Source organism: Janthinobacterium sp. B9-8 (assembly GCF_000969645.2).
Lineage (GTDB): Bacteria > Pseudomonadota > Gammaproteobacteria > Burkholderiales > Chitinibacteraceae > Iodobacter.
Map to the genome: position 1 here is coordinate 1,358,574 of NZ_CP014222.1, position 24,855 is coordinate 1,383,428.

The following is a 24,855-nucleotide window of genomic DNA, read 5'->3' on the forward strand; positions in this document are numbered from 1 at the left end:
ACAGCTAATATGCCGGTGCATGCTGGTAGAATGCGGTTTTCTTGCAATATTTGCCATTGGGTTCCGTATTCGCATGCCTTTTAATTTGCCGATTTTTCTGACTTGGTTGCGCGTGGCGCTGATCCCTATTTTTGTGGGCGTTTTTTACCTGCCAGCTACCGTAATGCCGGTGACGATGCAAAATATGGTAGGGGGCTCTTTATTTTTTCTAGCGGCCATTACCGATTGGTTTGATGGCTATTTAGCACGCCGCTGGAATCAAACATCCAGCTTTGGTGCATTTTTAGACCCTGTTGCCGATAAATTGATGGTAGCCGCAGCGCTCATTCTATTGGTTGAGCTGGCTCGCGCGCCAGCATGGCTGGCGGTGATTATTATTGGTCGGGAAATCACCATTTCAGCACTGCGCGAATGGATGGCTCAGCTGGGTAAATCCAAAAATACGGCGGTTGCTTATATCGGTAAATTAAAAACCGGTGCGCAGATGGTTGCTATTTTATTATTGCTTTGGTCTGGTCCCTTGTTGCCCGGAATTTCCACTCAGTTTGTGGGGGAGCTGGCACTTTATGTGGCGGGTATATTGACGATAGTTTCAATGTTTTATTATCTGGAACTGGCCGCGAAGCAATTTAAAGAAGAATAAGTGACTGCAGTCTTTCGATAAAAACCTGCAGCAATCTGCAGGTTTTTTATGGGCCGCATTAAAAGGCGATCGTATGATTATTGTGATGAAGTACGGCGCAAGTGAAGCGCAGATCGACGCGGTAGTGCATAAGATTCATCAATCTGGTTTAAAAGAACATCTTTCGCGCGGCGCAGAGCTGACAATCATTGGCGTGATTGGTGATGAGGAAAGGCTGGAGCCTTCCCGTTTTGCGATTTTACCTGGGGTCGATCGAGTCAATCGCGTTGCCAAGCAATACAAAATTGTTTCTCGCAGCACGCACCCTCATGGCACCACGATTAAAGTGCGCGGCATTGAAATTGGTGGCGTACAGATTCAAATCATTGCCGGGCCTTATGCCGCCGAATCGGCGCAGCAAATGGATTTAACCGCCGACGCGCTAGCCGCAGCATCTTGCCGCATGATGCGTTGCGGCGCATTTCATGCCGAAGCTTATGCCGCGCCGCGAAAAGAGCGCGAAGCCTTGGCTTGGCTCAAAGACGCTGCCGCACGACATCAATTGCCCGTGGTCGCCGAGTTGCCCGATGTGCGTATGCTCGATGCTTTTATGGAATACGATATTGAAATGATTCAGATTGGCGAGCGCAATATGCAAAATCTGGATTTACTCAGGGAAGTGGGGCGAATTAATAAGCCAATCATCCTAAAGCGCGGTGTATCTGCCACGATAGGTGAATGGCTGATGGCCGCGGAATCAATTGCAGCTGGTGGCAATCATAATATTATTTTTTGCGAACATGGTATTCGTACTTTTGAAAATGCCTATCGCAATGTATTGGATATCAGCGCAATTGCTGTATTAAAACAAGAAACTCATTTGCCAGTCATGGTCGACCCAAGCGATGCCTGCGGTAAATCATGGATGGTGCCTGCTTTAACGCAAGCTGCAATTGCTGCAGGGGCCGATGGGGTATTGCTGGATGTGCACCCAAATCCTGCTGAAGCACGCTATGCGGCAGATCAAGCTTTGAGTCCGGCGGATTTAATGCAGTTAATGGCGGGGCTAAAGCCCTTGGCTGCGGCGCTAGGGCGTTCCTTATAAACATGCAGGGGCTTGATATGAAAACATTTAGAAACACAGTGCTGATCGCATTGCTGTCTTTGTCGGTGGCCGCAGAGGCGCGTTCTTTGCTCGATGGTGATTATGTTTTAAGTGAGTGGCGGCATGCAGGGGCCTCATTTCGACCGCATGAAAAAGCGCCTACCTTAACAATTCAAGGCGATCGCCTGAGTGGTTTTGCCGGATGCAATCGCTACTCAGGCTCAATCAGCACCGTGCCTAAGTTTAAAGTGGGTCCACTTGCAACAACACGCATGGCCTGCTTGGGGGATGTTGCGCAGCGTAATGAATCTGCGGTACTGGCTGTGTTTGAAGGCGCTAAGCGCTTTAAATTAAAGCAGCCAAATCGTCTGGAATTTAGCGGTGCTAAGGGGCAGCGTTTGATTTTTATTCGCCAGTCTGATGCCATTGAGCAAGTGCTCTATATTGCGCCAGAAACAAAGACTTGCTCTGCGGGTGTGGCTCAAATGGAGTGCATGCAAACGCGTGAAGCGCCTTCTGGGCAATGGACTCTTTTTTATAGCCAAATCGAAGGCTTCGATTATGTAGCAGGCAAAAGCTACAAAATTAAAGTGCGGCGTGAAAAAGTAGCTAATCCGCCTGCGGATGCTTCCGCATTTAAATATGTATTACTCGAAGTTTTGGGTGACTGATGCGCAAGCTTAAAAAGCTGGTTCTGCTTGGAACGGGCCTGATTGGAGGCTCGTTTTCTTTGGCGCTAAAGCGGGCGAAGTGCGTCGAGCATGTGGTGGGGGTAGGGCGAAACCCTGACAATCTGGCGCGCGCGCTTGAGCTAAAAGTGATTGATGAAGCCAGTAATGATGCGGCTTTAGCGGTTCAAGGTGCCGATTTGGTTTTGCTTAGTGCCCCAGTTGGCCAGATGGCGGCGCTTTTGCAGCAAATTGCACCGCATCTGCCTCTGCATTGCATAGTGAGTGATGCTGGCTCTACCAAGCAGGATGTATGCGCGCTCTATCGGCAATACTTGCCGCAGCACTTAAGTCGTTGCGTGCCGGGGCACCCCATTGCGGGTTCTGAACTATCAGGCGCCGCCGCTGCACAATATGGTTTGTATGAGGGGAGGCGGGTGGTATTGACGCCACTGACCGAAAGCGCACCGGAGTCGATCGAGTTATTAAAATCCTTGTGGCAGGCCTGCGGTGCGCAAGTGTTTGAAATGAGCGCAGCTGAGCACGACGGTGTTTTTTCAGCGGTCAGCCACGTGCCGCATTTGCTGGCGTTTAGCTATATGAATGCCGTACTCGATCGCCACAATGCAGCGCTTTGTTTTGATTTTGCGGCTACAGGATTTCGGGACTTTACGCGTATCGCGGCATCTCACCCTGAAATGTGGCGAGATATCACTTTGGCCAATAAAGAAGCCATTTTGCTGGATTTAAAAGCCAATGCGGCACAATTACTGGCATTAATAGACTGCATTGAAAACCACGATGCTTTAGGCTTGAACGAGCAGATTGTTCGTGCCAGCACGGCGCGCAATCAATGGGGTCGTCGGTCTCGGTCGTAGTGAGTTTTGCTTGAGTGGGCGTTTTTCGTGCGCCCTAAAGGGAGTGAAAATGAATTATATCGCCAGTGAAACGCGTTATCAGGACATGCCTTATCGCCGAGTGGGTCGTAGTGGCTTGAAGTTGCCCGCTATTTCTTTGGGTTTGTGGCATAACTTTGGTGAAAATCGCGCTTACGAAACCAGTCGCAGCATGGTTTTGTCGGCCTTTGATGCGGGGATTACTCATTTTGATTTGGCTAATAATTATGGCCCGCCACCGGGCGCGGCTGAATCTACTTTTGGCCGTGTTCTGGCAAAAGATCTCAAATCTTATCGTGATGAAATCATTGTCTCTAGTAAGGCCGGTTGGGAAATGTGGCCCGGCCCTTATGGTGAGTGGGGGAGTCGTAAATATTTAATGGCAAGCCTCGATCAAAGCTTGCAGCGCATGGGTTTGGATTATGTAGATATTTTCTACTCGCATCGCCCTGATCCAGAAACGCCGCTTGAAGAAACTATGTCGGCGCTGGATGCGATGGTGCGGCAAGGCAAAGCATTATATGTGGGGATTTCATCTTATTCTGCCGAGCAAACGAAGGAAGCAAGTCGCATCTTAAAAGCGCTGGGTACGCCCTGCTTAATTCACCAGCCTTCCTATTCGATGTTTGATCGCTGGATTGAAGATGGCTTGTGCGATGTATTAGCAGAAGAAGGGGTAGGCTCGATTGCTTTTTGCCCCTTGGCGCAGGGCTTACTGACCTCACGTTATTTAAATGGTGTTCCGGCCGATTCGCGTGCGGCGGCATCCGACAATCCTTTTTTAACAGTAGATAAAGTGGAATTGCGTATTGCTCAGGTCAAAGCTTTAAATCATATTGCACAATCACGCGGGCAAACCTTGGCACAAATGGCTTTGGCTTGGGCGTTGCTTAAAGTGACATCGGTGATTATTGGTGCCAGCCAAGTAGCACAAATACAAGAAAATATTTTAGCAGTGCAAAACTTGGCCTTCGATGCGGCCGAGTTGCAAGCGATTGAATTAATTTTAAAAGAGTAGCGGCGGCATGAGTCGCTAAAAAGGAAAATATGTCGGGTATTGCTATTTTGGCTATAGATGGCCCCTCTGCTTCGGGTAAGGGCTCGGTGGCACAGCGCGTGGCAGAGGTACTGGGGTTTGCCTATCTGGATTCGGGGGCTTTGTATCGTCTGACTGCTTTGGCGGCTCAGCAGGCGGGTGTGGATTGGAATGATGAGCAAGGCGTCGCGCAAGTCGCTCAATCTTTAGACGTGCGTTTTGAAAATAAGCTGGTTTTACTGGCTGGGCAGGATGTAGGTGCTGTGATTCGCAGTGAGTCGATTGGAGTAGGGGCTTCACAAGTGGCTGCTTTTGCTGCGGTGAGGCAGGCTTTGTTGGCGCGGCAGCGTGCATTTGCCACTAAACAAGGCCTGGTTGCCGATGGTCGGGATATGGGCTCGGTGGTGTTTCCTGATGCACAGCTCAAGATTTTCCTTACCGCTACCGCAGAAGTTCGGGCTGAGCGCCGTTATCAGCAATTGATTGCCCGAGGTGAGTCGGCGGATTTAGCTGCAATTACACGTGATTTGCAATCGAGGGACGAGCGTGATGCTGCAAGGATAGAGGCCCCGTTACGTCAATGGCATGACGCTTTGTTGCTGGAAACCTCGGAATTAAACTTGGATCAGGTGGTTGAATGCGTTTTATCCTCGTGGAAAACACGTATGCAATCGCTTTAAATGTGGCTTTTCTTGTTATAAATCACACCTTTTGTCTCCAAGTACTTGAACTATAACAGAGAAATCTTTAGAATCGCCCCACTAAGCCGTGGCCCTAGGTCATGGCTTTTGCCCTTTTGGGTATTTGTCGTGTTAGCAGGGCGCAAAGCCGTGCAACATTTGTTTAACTAACTTATTTTTGGCATTCCGCCAAAAATGCTTGGAAATTTCCATTTATATGACTACTGCTACTCTGTCCGGCTCCATGGAAAGCTTTGCCGCTCTGTTCGAAGAAAGCCTAACGCGTCAGGAAATGCGCGCTGGTGAAGTGATCACTGCTGAAGTGGTTGCTATCGACCATAACTTCGTGACTGTGAATGCCGGCCTGAAGTCCGAGTCGCTCATCCCGCTCGAAGAATTTAAAAACGACAACGGTGACCTTGATGTTAAGGTTGGCGATTTCGTTCCTGTTGCGATTGATAGCCTTGAAAACGGCTATGGCGAAACTAAACTCTCCCGCGAAAAAGCAAAACGCTTGGCTGCGTGGATTGAGCTTGAAGACTGCCTCGAAAAAGCCATGGTAATGACCGGCGTTATTTCCGGTAAGGTTAAGGGTGGTCTGACTGTTATGGTTAACGGTCTGCGCGCATTCTTGCCAGGTTCTTTGGTTGATATTCGTCCGGTTAAAGACACCACCCCATTCGAAGGCAAGCAAATCGAATTCAAGGTGATCAAGCTTGACCGTAAGCGTAACAACGTTGTTGTTTCGCGTCGTGCTGTGCTTGAAGAGTCCTTGGGCGAAGAGCGTCAAAAACTCCTTGAAACACTCAAGGAAGGCGCAATCATCAAGGGTATCGTTAAAAACATCACAGACTACGGCGCGTTCGTTGATCTGGGTGGTATTGACGGTCTGCTGCACATCACTGACTTGGCTTGGCGTCGTGTGAAACACCCATCCGAAGTTCTGGCTGTTGGCGATGAAGTTGAAGCTAAGGTTCTGAAATTCGATCAAGAGAAGAACCGCGTATCTCTGGGTCTGAAGCAATTGGGCGAAGATCCTTGGGTTGGTTTGTCACGTCGTTACCCATCGGGTACACGTATGTTCGGTAAGGTTACTAACCTTACCGACTACGGCGCATTCGTTGAAATCGAACAAGGCATCGAAGGTCTGGTTCACGTTTCAGAAATGGATTGGACTAACAAAAACGTTCATCCATCCAAGGTTGTTCAGCTTGGCGATGAAGTAGAAGTAATGATTCTGGATATAGACGAAGAAAAACGTCGTATCTCACTGGGTATGAAACAGTGCATGGCTAACCCATGGGATGATTTCGCTGAAAACTTCAAGAAGGGCGACAAGATCAAGGGCGCTATCAAGTCTATTACTGACTTCGGTGTGTTCGTTGGTCTGGCTGGCGGTATCGACGGTCTGGTTCACTTGTCTGATCTTTCTTGGAACGTGGCTGGCGAAGAAGCTGTTCGCAACTACAAGAAAGGCGATGAAGTTGAAGCGATGGTTCTGTCTATCGACACTGAAAAAGAACGCATCAGCCTTGGCATCAAGCAAATGGAAGGTGATCCTTTCAACAACTACGTTTCCACTTTCGACAAAGGTTCCCTTGTTAAGGGTACTGTGAAATCTTTGGATGCTAAGGGCGCGATCATTGCTCTGTCTGAAGAAATCGAAGGTTACCTGCGCTCTACAGAAGTTTCACGCGATCGCGTTGAAGACATCCGTACTGTGCTGAAAGAAGGCGACGAAGTTGAAGCCATGATCATCAACGTTGATCGTAAGAACCGTTCGATCAACCTGTCGATCAAAGCGAAAGATTCCGCTGATGAAACAGAAGTAATGAGCAAGCTGTCTACAGAAAGCACAGGCACTGCAGGTACAACTAGCCTTGGCGCTCTGCTGAAAGCTAAGATGTCCGGCGCTGAGTAATATGGATCAAGGTGGGATGACCAAGTCCGAGCTTATTGCAAAGCTCGCCCAGCGTTATCCGCAGCTGGTTGCGAAGGATGCAGAGCTGGCTGTGAAAACCATCTTAGATGCAATGGCCAAGAGCTTGTCTCAAGGCCAGCGCATCGAGATTCGTGGCTTTGGCAGTTTTGATCTGAATTACCGCCCGCCACGAGTGGGGCGCAATCCGAAATCAGGTACGAAAGTATCGGTTCCGGAAAAATTTGTCCCCCACTTTAAAGCGGGTAAAGAGCTGAGAGAAAGGGTTGATGCCCTGATTTGATGTTCTGCTTCAAGGCGACACCTCAGGGTGTCGCCTTTTTGCATAAAAGCGCGGTGTACTTCATTCTTACTTAATACCAAGTGATTGCTGATCGTTTGGATTGCGCTTAATCGGTTACAATACGGTCTAGCTTATTTCTATGGTTTAGACCAATGCGCTATTTGTTCTGGCTTATCAAATTCTTTCTATTTGTCATTATGTTTGGTTTTGCCATGCATAATGCCGAACCTGTAGTGCTTAAATTCTTTTTAGGCTATTTCTGGCAGGCACCCCTTGCTTTGCTGCTACTGGTTTTCTTTGTGATTGGTGCTGTGTTTGGTCTATTGGCCGCTTTTTCTAAAATTATTCGCTTGCGTCGTGAAGTCGTTAGCTTAAAAAAAGAATTACGCACCAAACAAACCATCGCAGATTCAGCGCCAGATCTTTTTGTTGAACAACCTCGTGATGCGTTGTAAATCCCTTTATGCTTGAAATTGAATATTGGTGGTTAATTGCCCTGCCGGCATTTTTTGCGTTGGGCTGGTTAGCTGCGCGCGTAGATATTAAACATGTCTTGTCTGAAACACGCTCCTTGCCGGTGGCGTATTTCAAAGGGCTCAATTACTTATTGAATGGCGAAACCAATCGGGCTGTTGATGTCTATGTGGATATTGCACGTCACCATGCAGAAACGATTGAATTGCAATTTACCCTAGGGCATTTATTCCGCCGCCGTGGGGAATTGGAACGCGCTATTCGTATGCACCAAAAATTATTGGTGCGTCGTGAGCTGACTGTGGCACAGAGGCAAACTGCACAATTTGAATTGGCCTTAGACTTTATGCAGGCGGGCCTGTTTGATCGGGCTGAAAGCTTGCTGACTGAGCTGGCAGATACCGATTATGCCCGTCAGGCACGTGTTGAATTGCTGGGCGTTTATCAGCAGGAAAAAGCATGGGCGAAAGCGATTGAAACAGCACAGCAATTGCGCGATGAGCGTCATACCTATCAACATGAAATTGCGCAGTTTTATTGTGAGTTAGCATCGCAAGGTGCTTTACGATCCGAGCCTGCTGCTGCCAGAGTCTATTTGCAAAAAGCCATAGCAGAACACCGTAAATGCGCCCGGGCAAATATGCTGCTTGCCGAGCTGGAGATTGCCGCTGGCAATGTTGATGCAGCCATCGAAGCATGGTTAAGAATTGAATCACAAGAGCCTCTATATATCGCACTAGCTGCAAGAGGCTTGTTGGCGGCCTACGATGCACAAGGCCGGACCAGCGAGGGCACTCAGCTTCTGCTTGGTTTGTTGCGGCAATATCCTGAGCTGGATGTGCTGGATCTGGCTTATGAGCGGCTGCTCACCGAGCAAGGCCTGCTGGCCACGCATGAGTTTGTTCGCGAGCGTCTTAAAGCGCATCCAACTATGCCCAGTTTGCGCAAAGTACTGGAAGCGCACCTTTTGGTGGCTCCAGACGATCAAAAAGTCGAGTTGGAGCTGATTGTGAAGCTGATTCACGATGCAACACGCGAGCAAACCATGTATCGCTGCACGCATTGTGGCTTTAAAGCAAAGCAATATTTCTGGCATTGCCCTGCATGCACCGAGTGGGAAACATTTCCGCCTGTGCGCGGCGCGCAAAAATCCAGCTGATTGATATTTTAGAATTTGAAGCTATTTAAAAATACAGGATCTTGTATGTCTTCCTCATCCAAAGTGGTCGTTGCCCTTGATTATGCAAGTGCTGCTGAAGCATTGGCGTTTGCTGATCGTGTTAACCCAGCGCTTTGTCGTTTAAAGGTGGGTAAGGAGTTGTTCACTCGTTGCGGCCCTCAATTGATTGAGCAGTTGGTTGCCCGTGGTTTTGATGTTTTCTTAGATCTTAAATTTCATGACATCCCGAATACCGTCGCGCAGGCCTGCAAGGCAGCTGCTGAGCTGGGTGTGTGGATGGTGAATGTGCATGCGAGCGGCGGCCGCCGCATGATGGAAGCCACGCGTGATGCTTTAGAAGCATTGCCACAGCGCCCTTTATTGATTGCTGTTACGGTGTTGACCAGCATGAATAGCAGTGACCTAGCCGAGTTAATGCTGCCAGAGCCTGCCAAGCAAGTCGAAATGCTGGCACGCCTGACGTATAGCTGCGGCCTGGATGGCGTGGTTTGCTCTGCCCATGAAGCGGGTTTAGTACGCTCATTAAGTAGCCCTGAGTTCAAATTAGTGACACCGGGAATCCGTCCGGCCAACACGGCGGTAAATGATCAATCCCGTATTATGACGCCTCAGGAGGCGATTGCAGCAGGCTCCAATTACCTTGTGATTGGCCGCCCAATTACTCAAAGTGAAGATCCTGCTGCAACACTGGCTGCAATTAACGCCAGCTTGGCGGGGTAGGCGATGCTCTCTCCTGAAGGCAAAAAAATGCTGCAACGCGCCGTTGCAAAGGCGCGTGTGATGGTGGTGGGCGATGTAATGCTTGATCGCTATTGGTTTGGCGATGTAGAGCGTATCTCGCCTGAGGCACCTGTACCGGTGGCGAGAATTCGTCGTACTGAAGAGCGTGCAGGAGGCGCCGCCAACGTGGCGCGTAATATTGCGGCACTCGGCGGGCAGGCTTATCTTTTGGCTGTGATTGGCGATGATGAGGCAGGGCGCAGCTTAGAGGATTTATTGCTTACTGATAAAGTAAATACCTATTTTCACCGTGATTTGAATATTGATACCACAGTGAAGCTGCGTGTACTGGCAAGGCAGCAACAGTTATTGCGGATTGATTTTGAAAGCGAGCCAAGCCATGAAGTTTTGGCAGCGAAACTGGATGATTTTAAAGCGCTCTTGCCGAATGTTGATGTGGTGATTTTGTCTGACTATGGCAAAGGTGGTTTGCGCCATGTGCAGATGATGATTGAAATTGCCCGTGCCGCAGGCAAAACCGTGCTGGTTGATCCTAAGGGCGATGAGTACGAACGCTACCGCGGTGCGACTTTGCTAACGCCTAATCGTAGCGAGTTTAAACAGGTCGCCGGAAAGTGGAGTAGTGATGATGAGCTGGCAGAAAAAGCCGAGGCCTTGCGTGCTTCTTTAGATTTAGATGCACTACTTGTTACCCGTAGCGAAGAGGGTATGACTCTGTTTCGCAAACAAGGCGTCGTGCATAAGCCAACTCATGCGCATGAAGTGTTTGATGTGTCAGGAGCTGGGGATACTGTAATTGCCACTTTAGGTTTAATGTTAGCAGCGGGTTTAGAAATGCCAGAGGCCATGGATTGGTCGAATCGTGCTGCCGGTGTAGTAGTGGCTAAATTGGGTACAGCGGTGGTGCACCCTGATGAGCTATTTGCTTAAATAAGGCTGGGGTTGATCTCATTGCCATAAAAAATGCCGCCATGGCTATGGCGGCATTTTTTATGGCAATGCGGGCTATCTTAAGGCTACACCAGTAGGTGTTTCGGCGATTTCTACGCGATTTTTGCCTAGTTTTTTTGCCTGATACATGGCTTGATCTGCACGCTCGATAACTTGATCCCTTACTTCGCCGGGTAGAACCAGCGCAACACCCGCGCTAAATGTAATAAGCAATTTTTCATTATTATTCAGGAAAAAGCGTTTGGTGAGTTCGCGTTGTAAGCGTTGCACTACGCTCACCGCTTCATCAATGCCTGTTTCCGGCAGAATCAATACAAATTCTTCACCGCCATAGCGAGCTACAGAATCGCTGGGGCGCAAAAGATCTTTCACTACAGAAACCAAGTGTACAAGCGCAGCATCACCGGCGGCATGCCCTTGGCTATCGTTTAATTTTTTAAAATTGTCGATGTCTAATAAGCCAATGCTGAGCGGGCTTTCGCTCCGTAAGGCTCTTGCCAGCTCTACATCAAACATTTCTTCTAAGCCGCGGCGGTTCAATGCGCCTGTTAGCTGATCGGTGCGTACTTTCTGGCTAACGTGAGTGAGCTCTTGTTCAAGCTCAATAATGCGATGCTGGGCATTATCGGCCTGAGCACGGGCTTCGATCAGATCGTCCCGTGAGCGGCGCACATCAAGCTGCATGCTGCGTGTGTCGCCAAGCAAAGACTCCAGCACATCTTTGATACTGTTTAGATTGTTGGCCTGTTGAATTTGCTCGGTATACTCACTGATTTTGCTGTGATATTGATCGGTGCTATCAGACATCACACTTAAGCGATCAATAAATGTGGCAATCATGTTTTTAAGGACGGTTTGCGTTTCTACAAGGTTGTGTTTAATTTGTCCTTGTTTGAATAAGACTTCTTTTAGCCCTGCCTCAGCATCATAAATCACTCGCATATCCAAGGGCTGCGCCATAATGGCTTGTACAACGGCCACTTGCCCGCGCACCCACTCATCTTCAATAACAACTTCCGCCATATTGTCGGTTAATAAACGCAGCAAGCCCATTAAGCCGTCGCAAAGCCGTATTTCCTGATCATTTTGCAGTTCTAACCGCAACCAAAACTTGCGTAGTCGCGGCATGAGTTTTTGGGTGCCTGCCTGATTATTTACCGTGGCCACTTCGGTGGCCAGATTGGCAGCCTCTTCTTGTAAGTCAACGTTATGAGTTAGGCGGGCTTCAATGCCTACGGTGAGTGCAAGGGTGAGTGCATCTCGCCAATCCCGCCAATCTCCATCTTCTGCCGAGGGAGAGGTGTTTGCAGCTGCGCTGTTGGTTGGGTCGGAATTGCTGTCTGATAAGGCTTCGGGGCTTTCTCCGCTTTCTACACTGGCACCGGCCCATGCTTTGATCAGTGCGGATAGCTTTTCATTAAGGGAGCTGGCGTCACTGCCAAAGTTAATCAGTACTTTTTCCAGTGATTCTTGCTTGCGGCTCGGGGTGTAAACAGGGTTGCGTAATTCCCATTGACGGATAAGATCACGAATTAAATCTGCCCAGCTGCGGCTTAGGCCGGTTTGCCCGCCCTGGCTTTCAATGCTGCGAATAATTAAGGCAGGCATATTTGCCCAGTTGGATTGACTGGCGTGTTTTTGTATCTGTTCAATATTGCGGTGTAATTCAGGGGTTTGTCTTGGAAAGGCCCCCATGCTGGCGATCAGTCCTTTAATTGCAGGATGTAATCTGTCGCGTTCAGTGGTCCCGGCAATTTCATGATAAATCGACTCATAATGATCGGGTGTTGGCGGAACACGGCGCGTTGTGAGCTGCTTGAGCGTTTCACGAGCAATATCAGTGGGATTGCTGAGCTTTTGCATGGCAGGTCATTTCAGTTAAGTGGCGCAGTAATTATAGTCTATCAAGATCGGGTGTGTGGCTTGCGTTGCAGTGGCGGGCTTGCCGCTCGCCACTGTTGTTTGCTTTTAGTGCAGGTGAGGCGAAGGCGTGTCGTTGTTCTCTGGTGTTTCTATATGTAATAGATCGCCATCTAAGTTCGGGAACAGCGGGTTGCCGCAATCATCGCATTGATCCATGGGGAAAGTGTGCTCGTGAATCACGATATCGGTGATGCCTGATTCACGTAAAATGGTCTCAATTTCGGCGATGCATTCGGTGTGCTCGTCTTCTCCGTCAAGCAGTGGCCAGACCACGCCGTGCAGCATGGGCTCTTCATTGCGTCTTATAAACCCAACCCGGTATTCTTCTAGGCGTTTGCCGTGGCATGCGGCAATGATGCAGGTGAGCTGCCGTGCTTCAATATTGAGTAGTAATTGTAGAAATGACACTGTGGCGCGAAGCGAATAGCCTCTAGAGGCACGATCAGATTCCCGCCAGGCGGCAAAGTAGGAGACGGGTAGGAGTGATTCCATTGCGCAGCCGGCAAATAAGGACTGCAGTGAGCTTAGCCCTTGCTTTTGCCATTGAGCCAATACTTCTTTGCGCGTGCTGCCCTCGTCCTCTTGCCAGCGAAACAGGGCTTGCCCCTTGGGTGCAGCAATGGCCCCTAATAAATAACGAGTATCAGTTAAAAAGGCGGCGGGTTCTGCACTACTGGCTTGCTCGCATGCCAGTGTGCCATTTTCTGCAGTTAGCTTGGCTAGCATTTTGCTCAGCTTTGCGGTGTTGCAATAGCCCTGGGGGAGCTGATCGGGGCTAAATAAAAAATCGGCCAAAGATAAATGAACGCCTTTGGCAAAGACTTGCTCACTTAAGTGTTGGCGTAAATGCTGTGCACGCTCATCGCCGAGTGGGCCGGAAGGGATATTAAATCGTGACCAAGCTAATAGAGGCACAGCAAACAACACCGTTTGGCATTCTTGTTTGTTGATAATGACGCTCTGAGTTTCTGTGCATGCCTCAACGAGGTCGGCTAGCTCATTCCATGCTTGTGGATCTGTTTTGGACAAAGTATCCAGAGCACTGTTGAGCGTGTCTTCATCTTCGTCAGCAATGATCTCTTCGAGTAAATCGACGAGCTTATCTTGCCAGAAGCGATCTTCTGCAAGGGTGCATGACAGGGATAGGCTGCTGGCAATGTGGATTAGTTCATCAACTTCAGCTGCACCACGGCTACGGCGAACGGTGCGAGGGCGTTTAGTCATTTTCTCGTTTGATCGTGGTTTATTTAATTGGAATGAATATGCGTTTGATTTTTTTATAGAAAATTGAGTGCTAAGCCAAGCTGGCTGGTTTTTTTGTGCGTTTATGGCGATATTTTATGGGCGGAATAAAGGCTTGCTTCAAGATAGTGCGTATCAGGCCCGTAGCGATTGAGCTTGTTTATTATTTTGTTATCAAGCGGCTCAATGGGGGTGAATCCTTGTTTTAGCCAAAAATACTTTGCGCCCGCAACTGCAATCAGTCGCAGGTGGGTAAAGGGTTGTTGCTGTGACCAGGATAAAGCGCTATCCATTAATAAACGGGCTAATCCAGCTCCTTGTGCCTTGGGGTGAACAGCTAAGTCGTGAATAAAATGAATATTGCAGTGAGCGCTGGCAGGAGGGAGTGGTGCGTTTAAATCAGGAGGGGTATCGCCAGACCATGGGTGGGTCAGTAAATAGGCGGATACTTCTTCTTGGATGGTTGCAACCCAGCAGCTTGCAGGGGATTGCTGATGCTTTGCGAGCAAGTGGGTGGCATCTTCGAGTAGCTCGGCTGGGTAGCAGGCGCTCTGGATCTCCATGATTGCGGGGATGTCGCTAGGGCTGAGGTGACGAATGCGTGTTGTATGTTTTATTTTCACGGCTTAGCTCATAAGTAAAAACAGCCCATCGAGAGGATGGGCTGTTCATTTAATCTAAAAACACTGATTTGACGGCTTGCATTGCAAGTGGCAAATTAAGAGTTAGATTCAATGGCTAGATATGCTTACCAGCTAGCGCGGCGCTGGCGTGTTTCACCATTGCCGGCCGGGCGTTCTGCACGTGGCGCACCGCGGTCGCTGCTACCATTGCGGAAGCTGCCTGGGTTGCTGTTGGTGTTGCCAGCGCCGCCGCCGAAGCTGCCACGCGCTTCACGTGATTCGCTGCCTGCATGGCCGCCAAAGCTGCTGCGCTCGCCTGCGCCACGGCTATCTGCACCGCGTGATTCATTGCGACGCTTGTCGCCGTAACCACCGCCATTGCCTGCACCGTAGCCGCCGCCATTGCCAGCGCTTGAGCCCGCATAGCCGCCACCACCTTGTGGACGCTTACCTTTGTAGCCACCGGAAGGCTTACGATCGCCGTAGCCACCGCCTGCATTGCCGCCTTGACCTGGCTTGAAGCGTGCTTCAAGACCTGGCATAGAAACAGTGCCGAAATCGATGTTGTAACGACGACGAATGCGTGTCAGCAACATGAAGTCGTTTTTAGTTACCAGTGAAATGGCTTTACCAGTACGGCCAGCACGACCAGTACGACCTACGCGGTGAATATAATCTTCAGCAAAGCGTGGCAGGTCAAAATTTAGAACCAGGCCAATACCGGCAACGTCAATACCACGAGCAGCAACATCAGTTGCAACCAAGATATCGATTTCAGCACGGCGCAAACGATCCAATGTGCGGCGACGATCGCGTTGAGCCAAGTCACCGTGCATTGCTGCAGCGCGGAAGCCTTCCAGCTTCAGCCATTCAGCTAAGCCATCAGCGTCTGCTTTAGTTGCAGTAAATACAATTGATTGTGTTTCGCTGGCTTCTTTTAATAAAGCAGCAACCAGTTTTTGCTTGTGCTCGTAACCGTCAGCGTAATGAACAGCTTGTTCGATTTGTGGCTGAGCGTTAGCGGTTACTTCCATTTCAACTAAGCGTGGGTCACGCAGCATTGGGCCGGCAAAGCGCTGTACTGTTTCTGAAAGTGTTGCAGAGAACAGGGCGGTTTGACGATCTTTTGGCATTGCAGAAACAATTGCTTCAACTTCGTCAATGAAACCCATGTCTAACATACGATCCGCTTCGTCCAGAACCAGCATATCTAAACGACCAAAGTCGATACGGCCGCCGCGCATCAGGTCAGATAAGCGACCTGGTGTAGCAACAAGTACATCGTAAGGCTGGGCTAACATACGGTTTTGTACTGGATAAGGAACACCGCCCACTACGCAAGCAACCTTGCAACGTGGGATGAGTTTGCAGTAATCTGTAGCAACTTTAGCAACTTGTTCAGCAAGTTCACGTGTTGGTGTAAGAACAAGAACGCGGGGGCCGCGTGCATTGTGCTTAGCCGGTTTAAACAGCTTGTGCAGTGCTGGCAATAAGAATGCAGCAGTCTTACCTGTACCTGTTTGAGCTGATGCCATCACATCATGGCCAGCCATCAATAATGGAACTGCAGCAGCTTGTACTGGAGTCGGTGTGGTGATACCAAGCTTAATCAACTCTTGCACTAATTCAGTGGCAAGGCCCATTTCGGCAAAAGCGTTAGGCGTAGTTTCAGAATGAGTTTCGCGATGTGGCATGAATATTCCTTTGAATATATCCCGCGGCGAGCGGGAAGACGGGCGCATTCCGGAAGTAAATACGGAAACCGGCCGTCAGCGTTACATCGACGCTAACCGGTCAATCCGCATCTCATACAGCACAGGCGGGGGAAGGTCAGGGTACGATGGGGATTTGTGCTAAAGCACAAAGAAGGTTGCGGATCATACCGATAGACAAGCGATTGTGCAAGCTAAATCGTCTTAGCCCTCATGGTCGCCTGCTCGGCGGCGGCGCAATTAGCGCTGCTTATCTATTGTAGTGCAACAAAAGTCGTTACACTTTGATTCACATCTAAAAGCCAGACAGGTAAAATGTCACTAGTCTGAGTTTTTCTCGACACTATCCCATCATCACTTGAAAGGTCCAACCGTGCTAGAAGTCTATCGTCAGCATGTTGCAGAGCGCGCAGCACAGGGTATCCCAGCGCTTCCACTGAATGTGTCGCAAACAGTCGATCTGATCGAGCTGTTGAAAAACCCGCCCTTGGGAGAAGAGGCCTTTCTTGTCGATCTGATTACTTACCGTGTGCCTGCCGGTGTAGATAATGCAGCCAAGGTAAAAGCATCCTACTTAGCTGCCGTCGCGCATGGTAGCGAAGTATGCAGCTTAATCAGCCGCGCCAAAGCCACAGAATTATTAGGTACCATGTTGGGCGGTTTTAATATTACGCCACTGGTTGATTTGTTAGATGACGAGAGTGTTGCCGCAATTGCCGCTGCCGCACTTTCTAAAACATTGCTTATGTTTGATGCATTTCACGATGTAAAAACGAAAGCCGATGCAGGTAATGCCTTCGCCAAGCAAGTTTTACAATCCTGGGCTGATGCGGAATGGTTTACCAGCCGCCCGGCTGTGCCGGAAAAAGTAACGCTGACCGTATTTAAAGTTTCTGGCGAAACCAATACCGACGATTTATCCCCGGCCCCGGATGCATGGTCCCGCCCTGATATCCCATTGCATGCACTGGCCATGCTAAAAAACCCGCGTCCGGGAATTGTGGCCGACCAGCCAGGCAGTGTTGGCCCGATCAAACAGCTGGATGTGCTCAAAAACAAAGGCCACAAAATCGCTTATGTTGGCGATGTAGTGGGTACAGGTTCTTCACGTAAATCAGCGACCAACTCAGTACTATGGTTTACAGGGGACGATATTCCTTATGTGCCTAATAAGCGCTTTGGTGGTTTTTGCTTAGGTACAAAAATTGCGCCTATCTTCTTTAATACCATGGAAGATGCAGGCGCTTTACCGATTGAAGTGGATGTTTCTACGCTTGAAACCGGTGATGTGATCGATGTTTACCCACTAAAAGGCAAAATCGAGAAAAATGGCGTTGTTGTTTCTACATTCAGCCTAAAAACCGATGTACTGCTTGATGAAGTCCGTGCTGGCGGTCGTATTCCCTTAATTATTGGCCGTGGCTTAACCGACAAAGCGCGCGAAGCCTTGGGCCTAGTGCCGTCTACCGTATTCAAACGCCCAATTGCTCCTGCTGATTCTGGCAAAGGCTTTAGCCTGGCGCAAAAAATGGTCGGTAAGGCCTGTGGCGTAACCGGCGTTCGTCCGGGCACGTATTGCGAGCCACGCATGACTTCGGTGGGCTCCCAAGATACCACCGGCCCGATGACGCGTGACGAGTTAAAAGACTTAGCTTGCCTTGGCTTCTCCGCCGATCTAGTCATGCAATCGTTCTGTCACACTGCGGCTTATCCAAAGCCTGTTGACGTCAAAATGCATCACGAATTGCCAGAATTCATCTCAACTCGTGGCGGTGTATCGCTGCGTCCGGGTGATGGTGTCATTCACTCCTGGCTCAATCGCTTATTGCTGCCAGATACAGTCGGCACCGGTGGCGACAGCCATACTCGTTTCCCGATTGGGATTTCTTTCCCTGCGGGCTCTGGCTTAGTAGCTTTTGCTGCGGCAACGGGTGTGATGCCGCTGGATATGCCTGAATCTGTGCTGGTGCGCTTTAAAGGCGAAATGCAGCCGGGCATTACACTGCGTGATTTGGTGAACGCCATTCCTCTGTATGCCATCAAGCAAGGTTTGCTCACGGTAGAAAAGAAAGGCAAACAAAATATTTTCTCCGGCCGCATCCTTGAAATCGAAGGCCTGCCTAAGCTGAAAGTTGAGCAAGCCTTTGAATTGTCTGATGCATCTGCTGAGCGTTCCGCTGCGGGTTGTTCTGTGCAACTTGATAAAGAGCCGATCGCTGAATACCTCACTTCAAACATTACTCTGATGAAGTGGATGATTGCTGAAGGCTATGCCGATGCCCGCACCTTGGCGCGTCGTATTGCTGCAATGGAAGAATGGCTGGCTAACCCTGTGCTGATGCAGCCAGATGCGGATGCTGAATACGCCACGATTATTGAAATTGATCTGGCCGATATTAAAGAGCCGATTGTGGCGTGTCCGAATGATCCGGATGACGTGAAGTTCTTGTCTGAAGTGGCTGGCGACACCATTGATGAAGTGTTTATCGGCTCTTGCATGACCAATATTGGTCACTTCCGTGCCGCTTCCAAACTGCTGGAAGGCAAAAGCGATATCCCGGTTCGTTTGTGGATTGCGCCGCCAACCAAGATGGATGCGCAGCAGCTGACAGAAGAAGGCCATTACGGCGTATTAGGCCGCACTGGCGCGCGTATGGAAATGCCAGGCTGCTCATTATGTATGGGCAACCAAGCACAGGTACGTAAGGGCTCGACTGCGTTCTCCACCTCAACACGTAATTTCCCGAACCGTTTAGGGATTGATACTCGTGTTTATCTGGGCTCCGCTGAGCTGGCTTCAGTTTGCGCGATGTTGGGTAAGATTCCAACGCATGCAGAATACCTCGCAAATATTGGCATTCTTGAGCAAAAATCGGACGAAGTGTACCGTTATCTGAATTTTGATCAAATCAAGCGCTATAGCGATATTGCAGCAGAAGTGAAGTAAAAAGACGAAGCCACCACTTGCTCTGTGAAGTGGTGGCTTTTTAGATGATTGCACTAGATAACTTGCCTAAAGTGGCTTGTTTCGGCGAAAATCACGATCCTTTGCGAGTCGGGCGCCATGCCCGGCTTTTTTATTGATGGCTTGCCCACCCATCTGATGTTCGCTGTGGATACAGCGGCAGTGGCAAGACCTCTTAGACCTTCTCTTTTTGGGGGTGTGGGATATGTCCAACTTGGCAAATATTGCCGTTGTGCAAGACACAATCGATTCACAATTACCGGTAAGTGCTTATTTTGACGAGTCGCTTTACCAGGTAGAACAAGACCGCTTATTTGCCCGCGGCCCGCGTTATATCGGCCATGAATTGATGGTGCCCGAAATCGGCGATTATCATGTGCTAGAGGCAGATCATCACGCACGATATTTAAAGCGCAGTGAAGAAGGTGTGAGCCTGCTTTCCAATGTATGCCGTCATCGCCAAGCCTTAATGCTGGAAGGACGGGGCAATCAATCACATACAGTCTGCCCCATTCATCGCTGGACTTACGATGCAAAAGGGACGCTATTAGGTGCGCCACACTTTAAAAAAAATCCTTGCCTGCATTTACCCAATACACCCATACAAGCATGGAATGGCTTATTGTTTGAATCTGGGCGGGATATTGAAGGTGATTTAAAAAACCTGGGCGTTGCTAAAGATTTAGATTTCTCTAAATATGTATTTCATAGCGTAGTGGTCGATGAATATGAAGGCAATTGGAAAACATTTATTGAAGTTTATTTAGAAGATTATCACGTAGATCCCTTTCACCCCGGTCTTGGGCGCTTTGTAGAATGCGCTGATTTAGCTTGGGAGTTTGGTGATTGGTATTCGGTTCAAACGGTGGGTGTGCATAATGCATTAGGCCGGCCCGGCTCTCAGGTTTATTCAAATTGGCATGCCGAATTAATGCGTTATGACCAGGGCAAAGCGCTAAAGCATGGTGCAATCTGGCTCACCTATTACCCCAATATTATGGTGGAGTGGTATCCGCATACGCTGGTGATTTCAACCATTATTCCAACGGGGCCACGCAGCTATAAAAATGTGGTTGAATTTTATTACCCAGAGGATATTGCATGGTTTGAGCCTGAGTTATTAGCCGCAGAACAGGCTGCTTATGCAGAAACCGCTGTTGAGGATCAGGATATTATCCGTAGAATGGAAGCGGGCCGTAGTGCGCTATATGCAGCGGGGCGTAATGAAACCGGGCCATATCAAAGCCCAATGGAAGATGGTATGCGCCATTTTCATGCGTTTTTACGGCGGGAATTAGGCAGCACAATTCGTTAAGCGCAATTATTTTTAAAATGGCAGCCTAGTGCTGCCATTTTTTATGAACGTAGAAAGCATAAGGAAAGATAGTGTATTTGCTGTGTAATTATGCGGTAGAATAAATGCCACGTAATTAAATAAATACACTTTCTGTTTAAGGAATATGATGCGATTACTGAGTGCGCTACTTTGTTTGTTGATTGCAGGTCATGCCCAGGCCGAGATTAAACCCGGCGTAATGATTGATTTTGCAGCAGGAAGATCGCAGCACTCCAATAGCCGCACATCAGAATACGATGCGGCTTTTTCCGGGCAAATTGCCTATCAAATTAATCCATATTTCGCAATTGAAGGGCAGTTTGTTGCACTTGGTATTGTCAGCCCCTTATTTGATAGCCTGACAACGATGTTTGATAAAGAAGCTTATTACACGCCCAGTGCCAATTATGGTGTTTCTGCTATTGGCAGCCTACCGATTAATGAGCGCTTCGATTTACAGGCAAAATTAGGCATTGGTCGGACACGTTTTGAAAGCGGACGCTTAGGCGCCAAAGATTATTATAAAACCGATAGCAATGTGGGCCTTGCATTACGCATGGCATTAGGCAGTCATTGGGCTTTAAAGATTGAACATCAATATTTTAATCAGGCAAAAGTAAATACCACACTTTTGGGTGGTCAATACCATTTTTAAGCAAATATAGATGAGGGTTTGATGCCCTCATCTATAAATATGCAAAAAATATCAGATTGTTTTTAAGATGCGGCTATTAATTCGCCGCAGGCAGGGGGTGATGATTGGGCCAAAGCAGCCAAAGTTGCCCACTTTGTTTCATTTTTCCAGCCAGCTCACCCGCAGCATCGCCAGTACCCCAAAAAAAATCAGCGCGTACCGTGCCATGGATTGCTCCACCCGTATCTTGGGCTGCAACCAGCCGGTGAATGCCTCCACCGTTATCCGGTCTGTCCGTTGCAATAAAGGCCATACTTCCCAAAGGAATCATTTTCTTATCAACGGCAATGCTAAAGCCTGCGGTTAAAGGTATATTTTGCGCACCAACTGGGCCGTCATTCGAGGGAGGGAGGGTGCGAAAGAAAACATAGCTGGGGTTGCTATCAAGCAGTGTTTCTATTTGCGCAGGATTTGCATCTGCCCAGCTTCTGATCGTTTGCATCGATACATCGGCCGCTTTTAATTTTCCTTGCTCAACCAGCCAGCGCCCAACGGGTTTGTAAGGGTGCCCGTTCTGATCTGCATAACCTAAGCGCAACTGCTTGCCATCTGCTAAACGTACACGGCCAGAGCCCTGTATTTGCAAAAACTGCACATCCATAGGGCTTTCCAACCAAGCCAAAACGGGTGCATCAATATTGTTTTTTACGATATCGGCACGATTGAAATAAGGGACTAATTTATTGGCGATTACCCGGCCACGCACCCGTTTGCCTTTTAGCTCGGGGTAAAGCTCCGCCAGCTCCACCGTAATCATATCTTTAGGAGGTGCGTACACGGGGTAGGGAGCGAGCGTGGTTTTTTGTAAACTGCCTGGGTAGACTGGCTCGTAATAGCCAGTAATCAGGCCCGTTTGGCTACCATCAGCATTAGTCAGCTGATAAGGGCTAAAGCGCGATTCAATAAATTGTTGCGCGCTGTGAGCCGGTATGTTCTTGGCCTCACTGCATAATTTAAGCCAAGGCTCTTGTTTTAATTTTGGGCAAGATTTTTGCCAAGCTGCAAAACTAGCGCTTAAATCGTCCCCTGGCCAGTTAGGCAGTTTTTGCCAAGTGCTGGACTGATAAACAGCGTGAGCAGGTTGAGACGCTGTTTGCTTTGGTAAAGAAGGTGGTGAAGGAGGCGTGGCACAGGCAGTAAAAAGCCCCGCAGCAAGGGCGGCGAGGCTGAGGGAGCGACTAGAGCGAATATCAATCATGGGTCCTTTGGGTCGAGTCCTTGTTTGAAAGCAGCAATTCCTGCTTTTTGCATTTCTAAGGTTTTAACCGTGATTTGCAGCATGCCTACCTGCATGGAGAGCCATTGCTCTACCGTGCGGCATTCTGCAATTTTACGATCAATTTCTTCGATCGTCATGGGCGGAGTAAATGGGCTTCCCGCCGCAGGCTTAAAAAATTGGGTAAACAAGCCGAATGGATCATTAGGGTTGTAGTCACTCATATCGTTCCCTTCGCTGGCAAATAAAAAACCCGGCATCTGACAAGCAGAAATGCCGGGCTTACTTTACAACTAGTCTCTGGCTGCAGCTTCTACTGCGGCCAAAGCCGACATATTGACAATGCGGCGTACTGAAGCCGTTGGCGTCAGAATATGCACTGGCGCAGCCAAGCCCATTAACATCGGGCCAATCGTTACGCCATCACCGCTAGTCATCTTCAATAAATTGAAGGAGATATTGGCAGAATCCAGGTTAGGCATAATCAACAGGTTTGCCTCACCTTTCAGTGTGGATGTTGGAAATACTTGCTGACGTACTGCGGCAGACAAAGCGGCATCGCCGTGCATTTCACCATCGACCTCCAGATCTGGCGCGCGTTCACGCAAGATGGCCAACGTAGCGCGCATTTTACGTGATGATGGCGTATCCATACTGCCAAAATTAGAATGGCTCAGTAAGGCAACCTTAGGCTGAATACCAAATTTACGCACGGTATCGGCGGCCATCAGGGTAATCTCGGCCAATTCTTCAGGATTTGGATCGTGATTAACGTAAGTATCTGTAATAAACACATTGCCCGTTGGTAAGAGCAAGGCATTCATTGCCGCAGTGACTTTGGCACCTTCACGTAAGCCCAGAACATTGTTGACATACCAGTGGTGCCGCTGATACTGACCATAAGTACCGCAAATCATGGCATCCGCTTCGCCACGTTTCAGCATTAAAGCACCGATCAACGTTGTTTTACGGCGGACTTCGGCTTTAGCTAGCTCTTCTGCTACACCGCGACGCTTCATAATGTCGTGGTATTCCATCCAGTATTCGCGGAAACGCGGGTCGTCTTCCTGATTGCACAGCTGAAAATCTACACCTGCTTTAATTCGCAAGCCGAGCTTTTCGATGCGATTTTCAATAATGGCAGGGCGGCCAATAATAATCGGCTGGCAAATGCCCATATCAACCACTTCTTGCACCGCATGCAAGACGCGCTCGTCTTCACCTTCGCAGAAAATCACCCGTTTATTGGCTTTTTTCGCGGCAGTAAAGACTGGGCGCATAAATAAATTCGATTTATATACGAATTGCGTCAGCTCTTCGATATACACGCCCCAGTCTTCAATTGGGCGGGTTGCAACGCCCGATTCCATTGCCGCACGTGCTACAGCAGGGGCAATTTTGATAATCAGACGTGGATCAAAGGGTTTTGGAATCAGGTAATCAGGGCCAAAGCTTAAATTCTGGCCACCGTATGCATCGGCAACGACATCGGATTGCTCAGCATGCGCCAATTCAGCAATCGCATTCACCGCAGCATGCTTCATCGCTTCATTAATCGTGGTGGCGCCAACATCCAGCGCACCACGGAAAATAAACGGGAAGCAAAGTACATTATTAACTTGGTTTGGGTAATCCGAGCGGCCTGTGCAAACAATCGCATCGCTGCGTGCGGCACGCGCATCCGGCGGAGTGATTTCCGGATCAGGATTCGCCAGTGCCAAAATCAGCGGGGTAGCTGACATCAGCTGAATCATATCGCCGGTAACAAGGCCCGCACCTGACAGCCCCAAGAAGATATCTGCTCCCACCAGTGCGTCTTTAAGCGTGCGTGATTCTGTGGTTTGCGCGTAGCGCTGTTTGGTTTCATCCAGCGGGCCACGGCCTACAAAAATCACGCCTTTGGAATCGCAAACGGTCACGTTTTCACGTTTTACACCTAAGGATACCAGTAAGTCTAAACAAGCAATGGCCGCCGCACCTGCGCCTGAGGCCACTAGTTTTACTTCGTCAATTTTTTTGCCGATCAAACGTAAGCCATTTTTAACGGCAGCACCCACAATAATCGCAGTGCCATGCTGGTCGTCGTGAAAGACGGGGATTTTCATCCGCTCACGCAGCATTTTTTCAACGTAGAAGCATTCTGGCGCTTTAATGTCTTCTAAGTTAATCCCGCCGAAAGTGGGCTCAAGCGAGGCAATGATTTCAACGAGCTTTACAGGGTCTTTTTCTTCGATTTCGATATCGAATACATCAATTCCGGCGAATTTTTTAAATAAAACGCCTTTCCCTTCCATGACCGGCTTGCTCGCTAACGGGCCGATATCGCCCAAGCCAAGTACTGCAGTGCCATTGGTGATGACCGCGACTAAATTGCCTCGCGCAGTAAGGTTGCGCGCTTCGTTAGGATCTTCAACGATGGCATCGCATGCAGCCGCAACGCCTGGAGAGTAAGCCAGCGCTAAATCGCGTTGGCTTGATAAAGCCTTAGTAGGCATAACCTGAATTTTACCTGGCTTAGGAAAGCGGTGATATTCGAGGGCTTTCTTGCGAATTTCTTCGTCCATATTTG

General features: G+C 49.0%; 22 protein-coding genes. 15 read left to right on the forward strand and 7 right to left on the reverse strand.

All coding sequences use genetic code 11. The features are described 5' to 3' along the window. Nucleotides 1-73: 73 nt before the first annotated feature. The 12 genes from pgsA (at nucleotide 74) to rfaE1 (ending at nucleotide 10,554) form a co-directional block, all read left to right on the forward strand. Complete coding sequence (gene pgsA, locus VN23_RS06050; RefSeq protein WP_046350224.1) at nucleotides 74-643, forward strand: CDP-diacylglycerol--glycerol-3-phosphate 3-phosphatidyltransferase; 570 nt, start codon at nucleotides 74-76, stop codon at nucleotides 641-643. A gap of 73 nt (nucleotides 644-716) precedes the next feature. Next, the gene (locus VN23_RS06055; protein WP_046350114.1) at nucleotides 717-1,727 is read left to right on the forward strand and encodes a 3-deoxy-7-phosphoheptulonate synthase; all 1,011 of its coding nucleotides are present in this window, start codon (nucleotides 717-719) and stop codon (nucleotides 1,725-1,727) included. Nucleotides 1,728-1,744: 17 nt separating this feature from the next. After that, complete coding sequence (locus tag VN23_RS06060; RefSeq protein WP_046350115.1) at nucleotides 1,745-2,398, forward strand: META and DUF4377 domain-containing protein; 654 nt, start codon at nucleotides 1,745-1,747, stop codon at nucleotides 2,396-2,398. Further along, nucleotides 2,398-3,273 carry a prephenate dehydrogenase gene (locus VN23_RS06065; protein WP_046350116.1) on the forward strand — a complete coding sequence of 292 codons (876 nt, stop codon included), beginning with the start codon at nucleotides 2,398-2,400 and terminating at the stop codon, nucleotides 3,271-3,273. The genes VN23_RS06060 and VN23_RS06065 overlap by 1 nt, the downstream gene beginning before the upstream one ends. 49 nt (nucleotides 3,274-3,322) lie before the next feature. Next, a complete protein-coding gene (locus VN23_RS06070) occupies nucleotides 3,323-4,309 on the forward strand; it encodes an aldo/keto reductase (protein WP_046350117.1) in 987 nt (328 codons plus the stop codon). 29 nt (nucleotides 4,310-4,338) lie between these two features. After that, the gene (gene cmk, locus VN23_RS06075) at nucleotides 4,339-5,007 is read left to right on the forward strand and encodes a (d)CMP kinase (RefSeq protein WP_046350118.1); all 669 of its coding nucleotides are present in this window, start codon (nucleotides 4,339-4,341) and stop codon (nucleotides 5,005-5,007) included. A gap of 217 nt (nucleotides 5,008-5,224) precedes the next feature. After that, on the forward strand, nucleotides 5,225-6,928 hold the full coding sequence (gene rpsA, locus VN23_RS06080; protein ID WP_046350119.1) for a 30S ribosomal protein S1: 1,704 nt from the start codon (nucleotides 5,225-5,227) through the stop codon (nucleotides 6,926-6,928). A 16-nt stretch (nucleotides 6,929-6,944) separates the two neighbouring features. Further along, nucleotides 6,945-7,229 carry an integration host factor subunit beta gene (locus VN23_RS06085; RefSeq protein WP_046350225.1) on the forward strand — a complete coding sequence of 95 codons (285 nt, stop codon included), beginning with the start codon at nucleotides 6,945-6,947 and terminating at the stop codon, nucleotides 7,227-7,229. A 152-nt stretch (nucleotides 7,230-7,381) separates the two neighbouring features. Next, nucleotides 7,382-7,684, forward strand: a complete 303-nt coding sequence (locus VN23_RS06090) for a LapA family protein (protein WP_046350120.1) — start codon at nucleotides 7,382-7,384, stop codon at nucleotides 7,682-7,684. A gap of 8 nt (nucleotides 7,685-7,692) precedes the next feature. Continuing rightward, nucleotides 7,693-8,862: a lipopolysaccharide assembly protein LapB gene (lapB, locus tag VN23_RS06095; RefSeq protein WP_046350121.1), complete on the forward strand. Its 1,170-nt coding sequence runs from the start codon at nucleotides 7,693-7,695 to the stop codon at nucleotides 8,860-8,862. Nucleotides 8,863-8,907: 45 nt separating this feature from the next. Next, a complete protein-coding gene (pyrF, locus tag VN23_RS06100; protein WP_046350122.1) occupies nucleotides 8,908-9,603 on the forward strand; it encodes an orotidine-5'-phosphate decarboxylase in 696 nt (231 codons plus the stop codon). 27 nt (nucleotides 9,604-9,630) lie between these two features. Then, a complete protein-coding gene (gene rfaE1 / locus VN23_RS06105) occupies nucleotides 9,631-10,554 on the forward strand; it encodes a D-glycero-beta-D-manno-heptose-7-phosphate kinase (protein ID WP_197433037.1) in 924 nt (307 codons plus the stop codon). A 75-nt stretch (nucleotides 10,555-10,629) separates the two neighbouring features. Here the strand turns inward: rfaE1 and VN23_RS06110 are convergent, their stop codons facing one another. From VN23_RS06110 to VN23_RS06125, 4 genes are all read right to left on the reverse strand, one after another. Continuing rightward, nucleotides 10,630-12,438 carry a GGDEF domain-containing protein gene (locus VN23_RS06110; protein WP_046350123.1) on the reverse strand — a complete coding sequence of 603 codons (1,809 nt, stop codon included), beginning with the start codon at nucleotides 12,436-12,438 and terminating at the stop codon, nucleotides 10,630-10,632. A 105-nt stretch (nucleotides 12,439-12,543) separates the two neighbouring features. After that, nucleotides 12,544-13,722: a DUF2863 family protein gene (locus VN23_RS06115; RefSeq protein ID WP_046350124.1), complete on the reverse strand. Its 1,179-nt coding sequence runs from the start codon at nucleotides 13,720-13,722 to the stop codon at nucleotides 12,544-12,546. A 101-nt stretch (nucleotides 13,723-13,823) separates the two neighbouring features. Then, nucleotides 13,824-14,363 (reverse strand): GNAT family N-acetyltransferase, encoded by a 540-nt coding sequence (locus VN23_RS06120; protein WP_156455126.1) that lies wholly within the window; start codon nucleotides 14,361-14,363, stop codon nucleotides 13,824-13,826. Between the two features lie 125 nt (nucleotides 14,364-14,488). Continuing rightward, nucleotides 14,489-16,057, reverse strand: a complete 1,569-nt coding sequence (locus VN23_RS06125) for a DEAD/DEAH box helicase (protein WP_046350125.1) — start codon at nucleotides 16,055-16,057, stop codon at nucleotides 14,489-14,491. 391 nt (nucleotides 16,058-16,448) lie between these two features. Here VN23_RS06125 and acnB point away from each other — a divergent pair, with 391 nt between their 5' ends. The 3 genes from acnB (at nucleotide 16,449) to VN23_RS06140 (ending at nucleotide 21,031) form a co-directional block, all read left to right on the forward strand. Further along, nucleotides 16,449-19,022 carry a bifunctional aconitate hydratase 2/2-methylisocitrate dehydratase gene (acnB, locus tag VN23_RS06130; RefSeq protein ID WP_046350126.1) on the forward strand — a complete coding sequence of 858 codons (2,574 nt, stop codon included), beginning with the start codon at nucleotides 16,449-16,451 and terminating at the stop codon, nucleotides 19,020-19,022. Between the two features lie 223 nt (nucleotides 19,023-19,245). Beyond that, the gene (locus tag VN23_RS06135; protein ID WP_046350127.1) at nucleotides 19,246-20,355 is read left to right on the forward strand and encodes an aromatic ring-hydroxylating oxygenase subunit alpha; all 1,110 of its coding nucleotides are present in this window, start codon (nucleotides 19,246-19,248) and stop codon (nucleotides 20,353-20,355) included. Between the two features lie 145 nt (nucleotides 20,356-20,500). Further along, nucleotides 20,501-21,031 carry an outer membrane beta-barrel protein gene (locus VN23_RS06140; RefSeq protein WP_082752642.1) on the forward strand — a complete coding sequence of 177 codons (531 nt, stop codon included), beginning with the start codon at nucleotides 20,501-20,503 and terminating at the stop codon, nucleotides 21,029-21,031. 76 nt (nucleotides 21,032-21,107) lie between these two features. Here the strand turns inward: VN23_RS06140 and mltA are convergent, their stop codons facing one another. From mltA to VN23_RS06155, 3 genes are all read right to left on the reverse strand, one after another. Next, nucleotides 21,108-22,268, reverse strand: coding sequence for a murein transglycosylase A (gene mltA, locus VN23_RS06145; RefSeq protein ID WP_046350129.1), 1,161 nt, complete (start codon nucleotides 22,266-22,268; stop codon nucleotides 21,108-21,110). Continuing rightward, nucleotides 22,265-22,510 (reverse strand): PhaM family polyhydroxyalkanoate granule multifunctional regulatory protein, encoded by a 246-nt coding sequence (locus VN23_RS06150; RefSeq protein ID WP_046350228.1) that lies wholly within the window; start codon nucleotides 22,508-22,510, stop codon nucleotides 22,265-22,267. Before VN23_RS06150 ends, mltA begins: the two co-directional genes overlap by 4 nt. A 69-nt stretch (nucleotides 22,511-22,579) precedes the next feature. Further along, nucleotides 22,580-24,850, reverse strand: a complete 2,271-nt coding sequence (locus VN23_RS06155; RefSeq protein ID WP_046350130.1) for an NADP-dependent malic enzyme — start codon at nucleotides 24,848-24,850, stop codon at nucleotides 22,580-22,582. Nucleotides 24,851-24,855 lie beyond the last annotated feature (5 nt).

What these genes read in the sequence shown, in the direction of transcription:
- pgsA (WP_046350224.1), top strand. Translation starts at nt 74, where the DNA reads ATGCCTTTTAATTTGCCGATTTTTCTGACTTGGTTGCGCGTGGCGCTG.
- VN23_RS06055 (WP_046350114.1), top strand. Translation starts at nt 717, where the DNA reads ATGATTATTGTGATGAAGTACGGCGCAAGTGAAGCGCAGATCGACGCG.
- VN23_RS06060 (WP_046350115.1), top strand. Translation starts at nt 1,745, where the DNA reads ATGAAAACATTTAGAAACACAGTGCTGATCGCATTGCTGTCTTTGTCG.
- VN23_RS06065 (WP_046350116.1), top strand. Translation starts at nt 2,398, where the DNA reads ATGCGCAAGCTTAAAAAGCTGGTTCTGCTTGGAACGGGCCTGATTGGA.
- VN23_RS06070 (WP_046350117.1), top strand. Translation starts at nt 3,323, where the DNA reads ATGAATTATATCGCCAGTGAAACGCGTTATCAGGACATGCCTTATCGC.
- cmk (WP_046350118.1), top strand. Translation starts at nt 4,339, where the DNA reads ATGTCGGGTATTGCTATTTTGGCTATAGATGGCCCCTCTGCTTCGGGT.
- rpsA (WP_046350119.1), top strand. Translation starts at nt 5,225, where the DNA reads ATGACTACTGCTACTCTGTCCGGCTCCATGGAAAGCTTTGCCGCTCTG.
- VN23_RS06085 (WP_046350225.1), top strand. Translation starts at nt 6,945, where the DNA reads ATGACCAAGTCCGAGCTTATTGCAAAGCTCGCCCAGCGTTATCCGCAG.
- VN23_RS06090 (WP_046350120.1), top strand. Translation starts at nt 7,382, where the DNA reads ATGCGCTATTTGTTCTGGCTTATCAAATTCTTTCTATTTGTCATTATG.
- lapB (WP_046350121.1), top strand. Translation starts at nt 7,693, where the DNA reads ATGCTTGAAATTGAATATTGGTGGTTAATTGCCCTGCCGGCATTTTTT.
- pyrF (WP_046350122.1), top strand. Translation starts at nt 8,908, where the DNA reads ATGTCTTCCTCATCCAAAGTGGTCGTTGCCCTTGATTATGCAAGTGCT.
- rfaE1 (WP_197433037.1), top strand. Translation starts at nt 9,631, where the DNA reads ATGCTGCAACGCGCCGTTGCAAAGGCGCGTGTGATGGTGGTGGGCGAT.
- VN23_RS06110 (WP_046350123.1), bottom strand. Translation starts at nt 12,438, where the DNA reads ATGCAAAAGCTCAGCAATCCCACTGATATTGCTCGTGAAACGCTCAAG.
- VN23_RS06115 (WP_046350124.1), bottom strand. Translation starts at nt 13,722, where the DNA reads ATGACTAAACGCCCTCGCACCGTTCGCCGTAGCCGTGGTGCAGCTGAA.
- VN23_RS06125 (WP_046350125.1), bottom strand. Translation starts at nt 16,057, where the DNA reads ATGCCACATCGCGAAACTCATTCTGAAACTACGCCTAACGCTTTTGCC.
- VN23_RS06135 (WP_046350127.1), top strand. Translation starts at nt 19,246, where the DNA reads ATGTCCAACTTGGCAAATATTGCCGTTGTGCAAGACACAATCGATTCA.
- VN23_RS06140 (WP_082752642.1), top strand. Translation starts at nt 20,501, where the DNA reads ATGATGCGATTACTGAGTGCGCTACTTTGTTTGTTGATTGCAGGTCAT.
- mltA (WP_046350129.1), bottom strand. Translation starts at nt 22,268, where the DNA reads ATGATTGATATTCGCTCTAGTCGCTCCCTCAGCCTCGCCGCCCTTGCT.
- VN23_RS06150 (WP_046350228.1), bottom strand. Translation starts at nt 22,510, where the DNA reads ATGAGTGACTACAACCCTAATGATCCATTCGGCTTGTTTACCCAATTT.
- VN23_RS06155 (WP_046350130.1), bottom strand. Translation starts at nt 24,850, where the DNA reads ATGGACGAAGAAATTCGCAAGAAAGCCCTCGAATATCACCGCTTTCCT.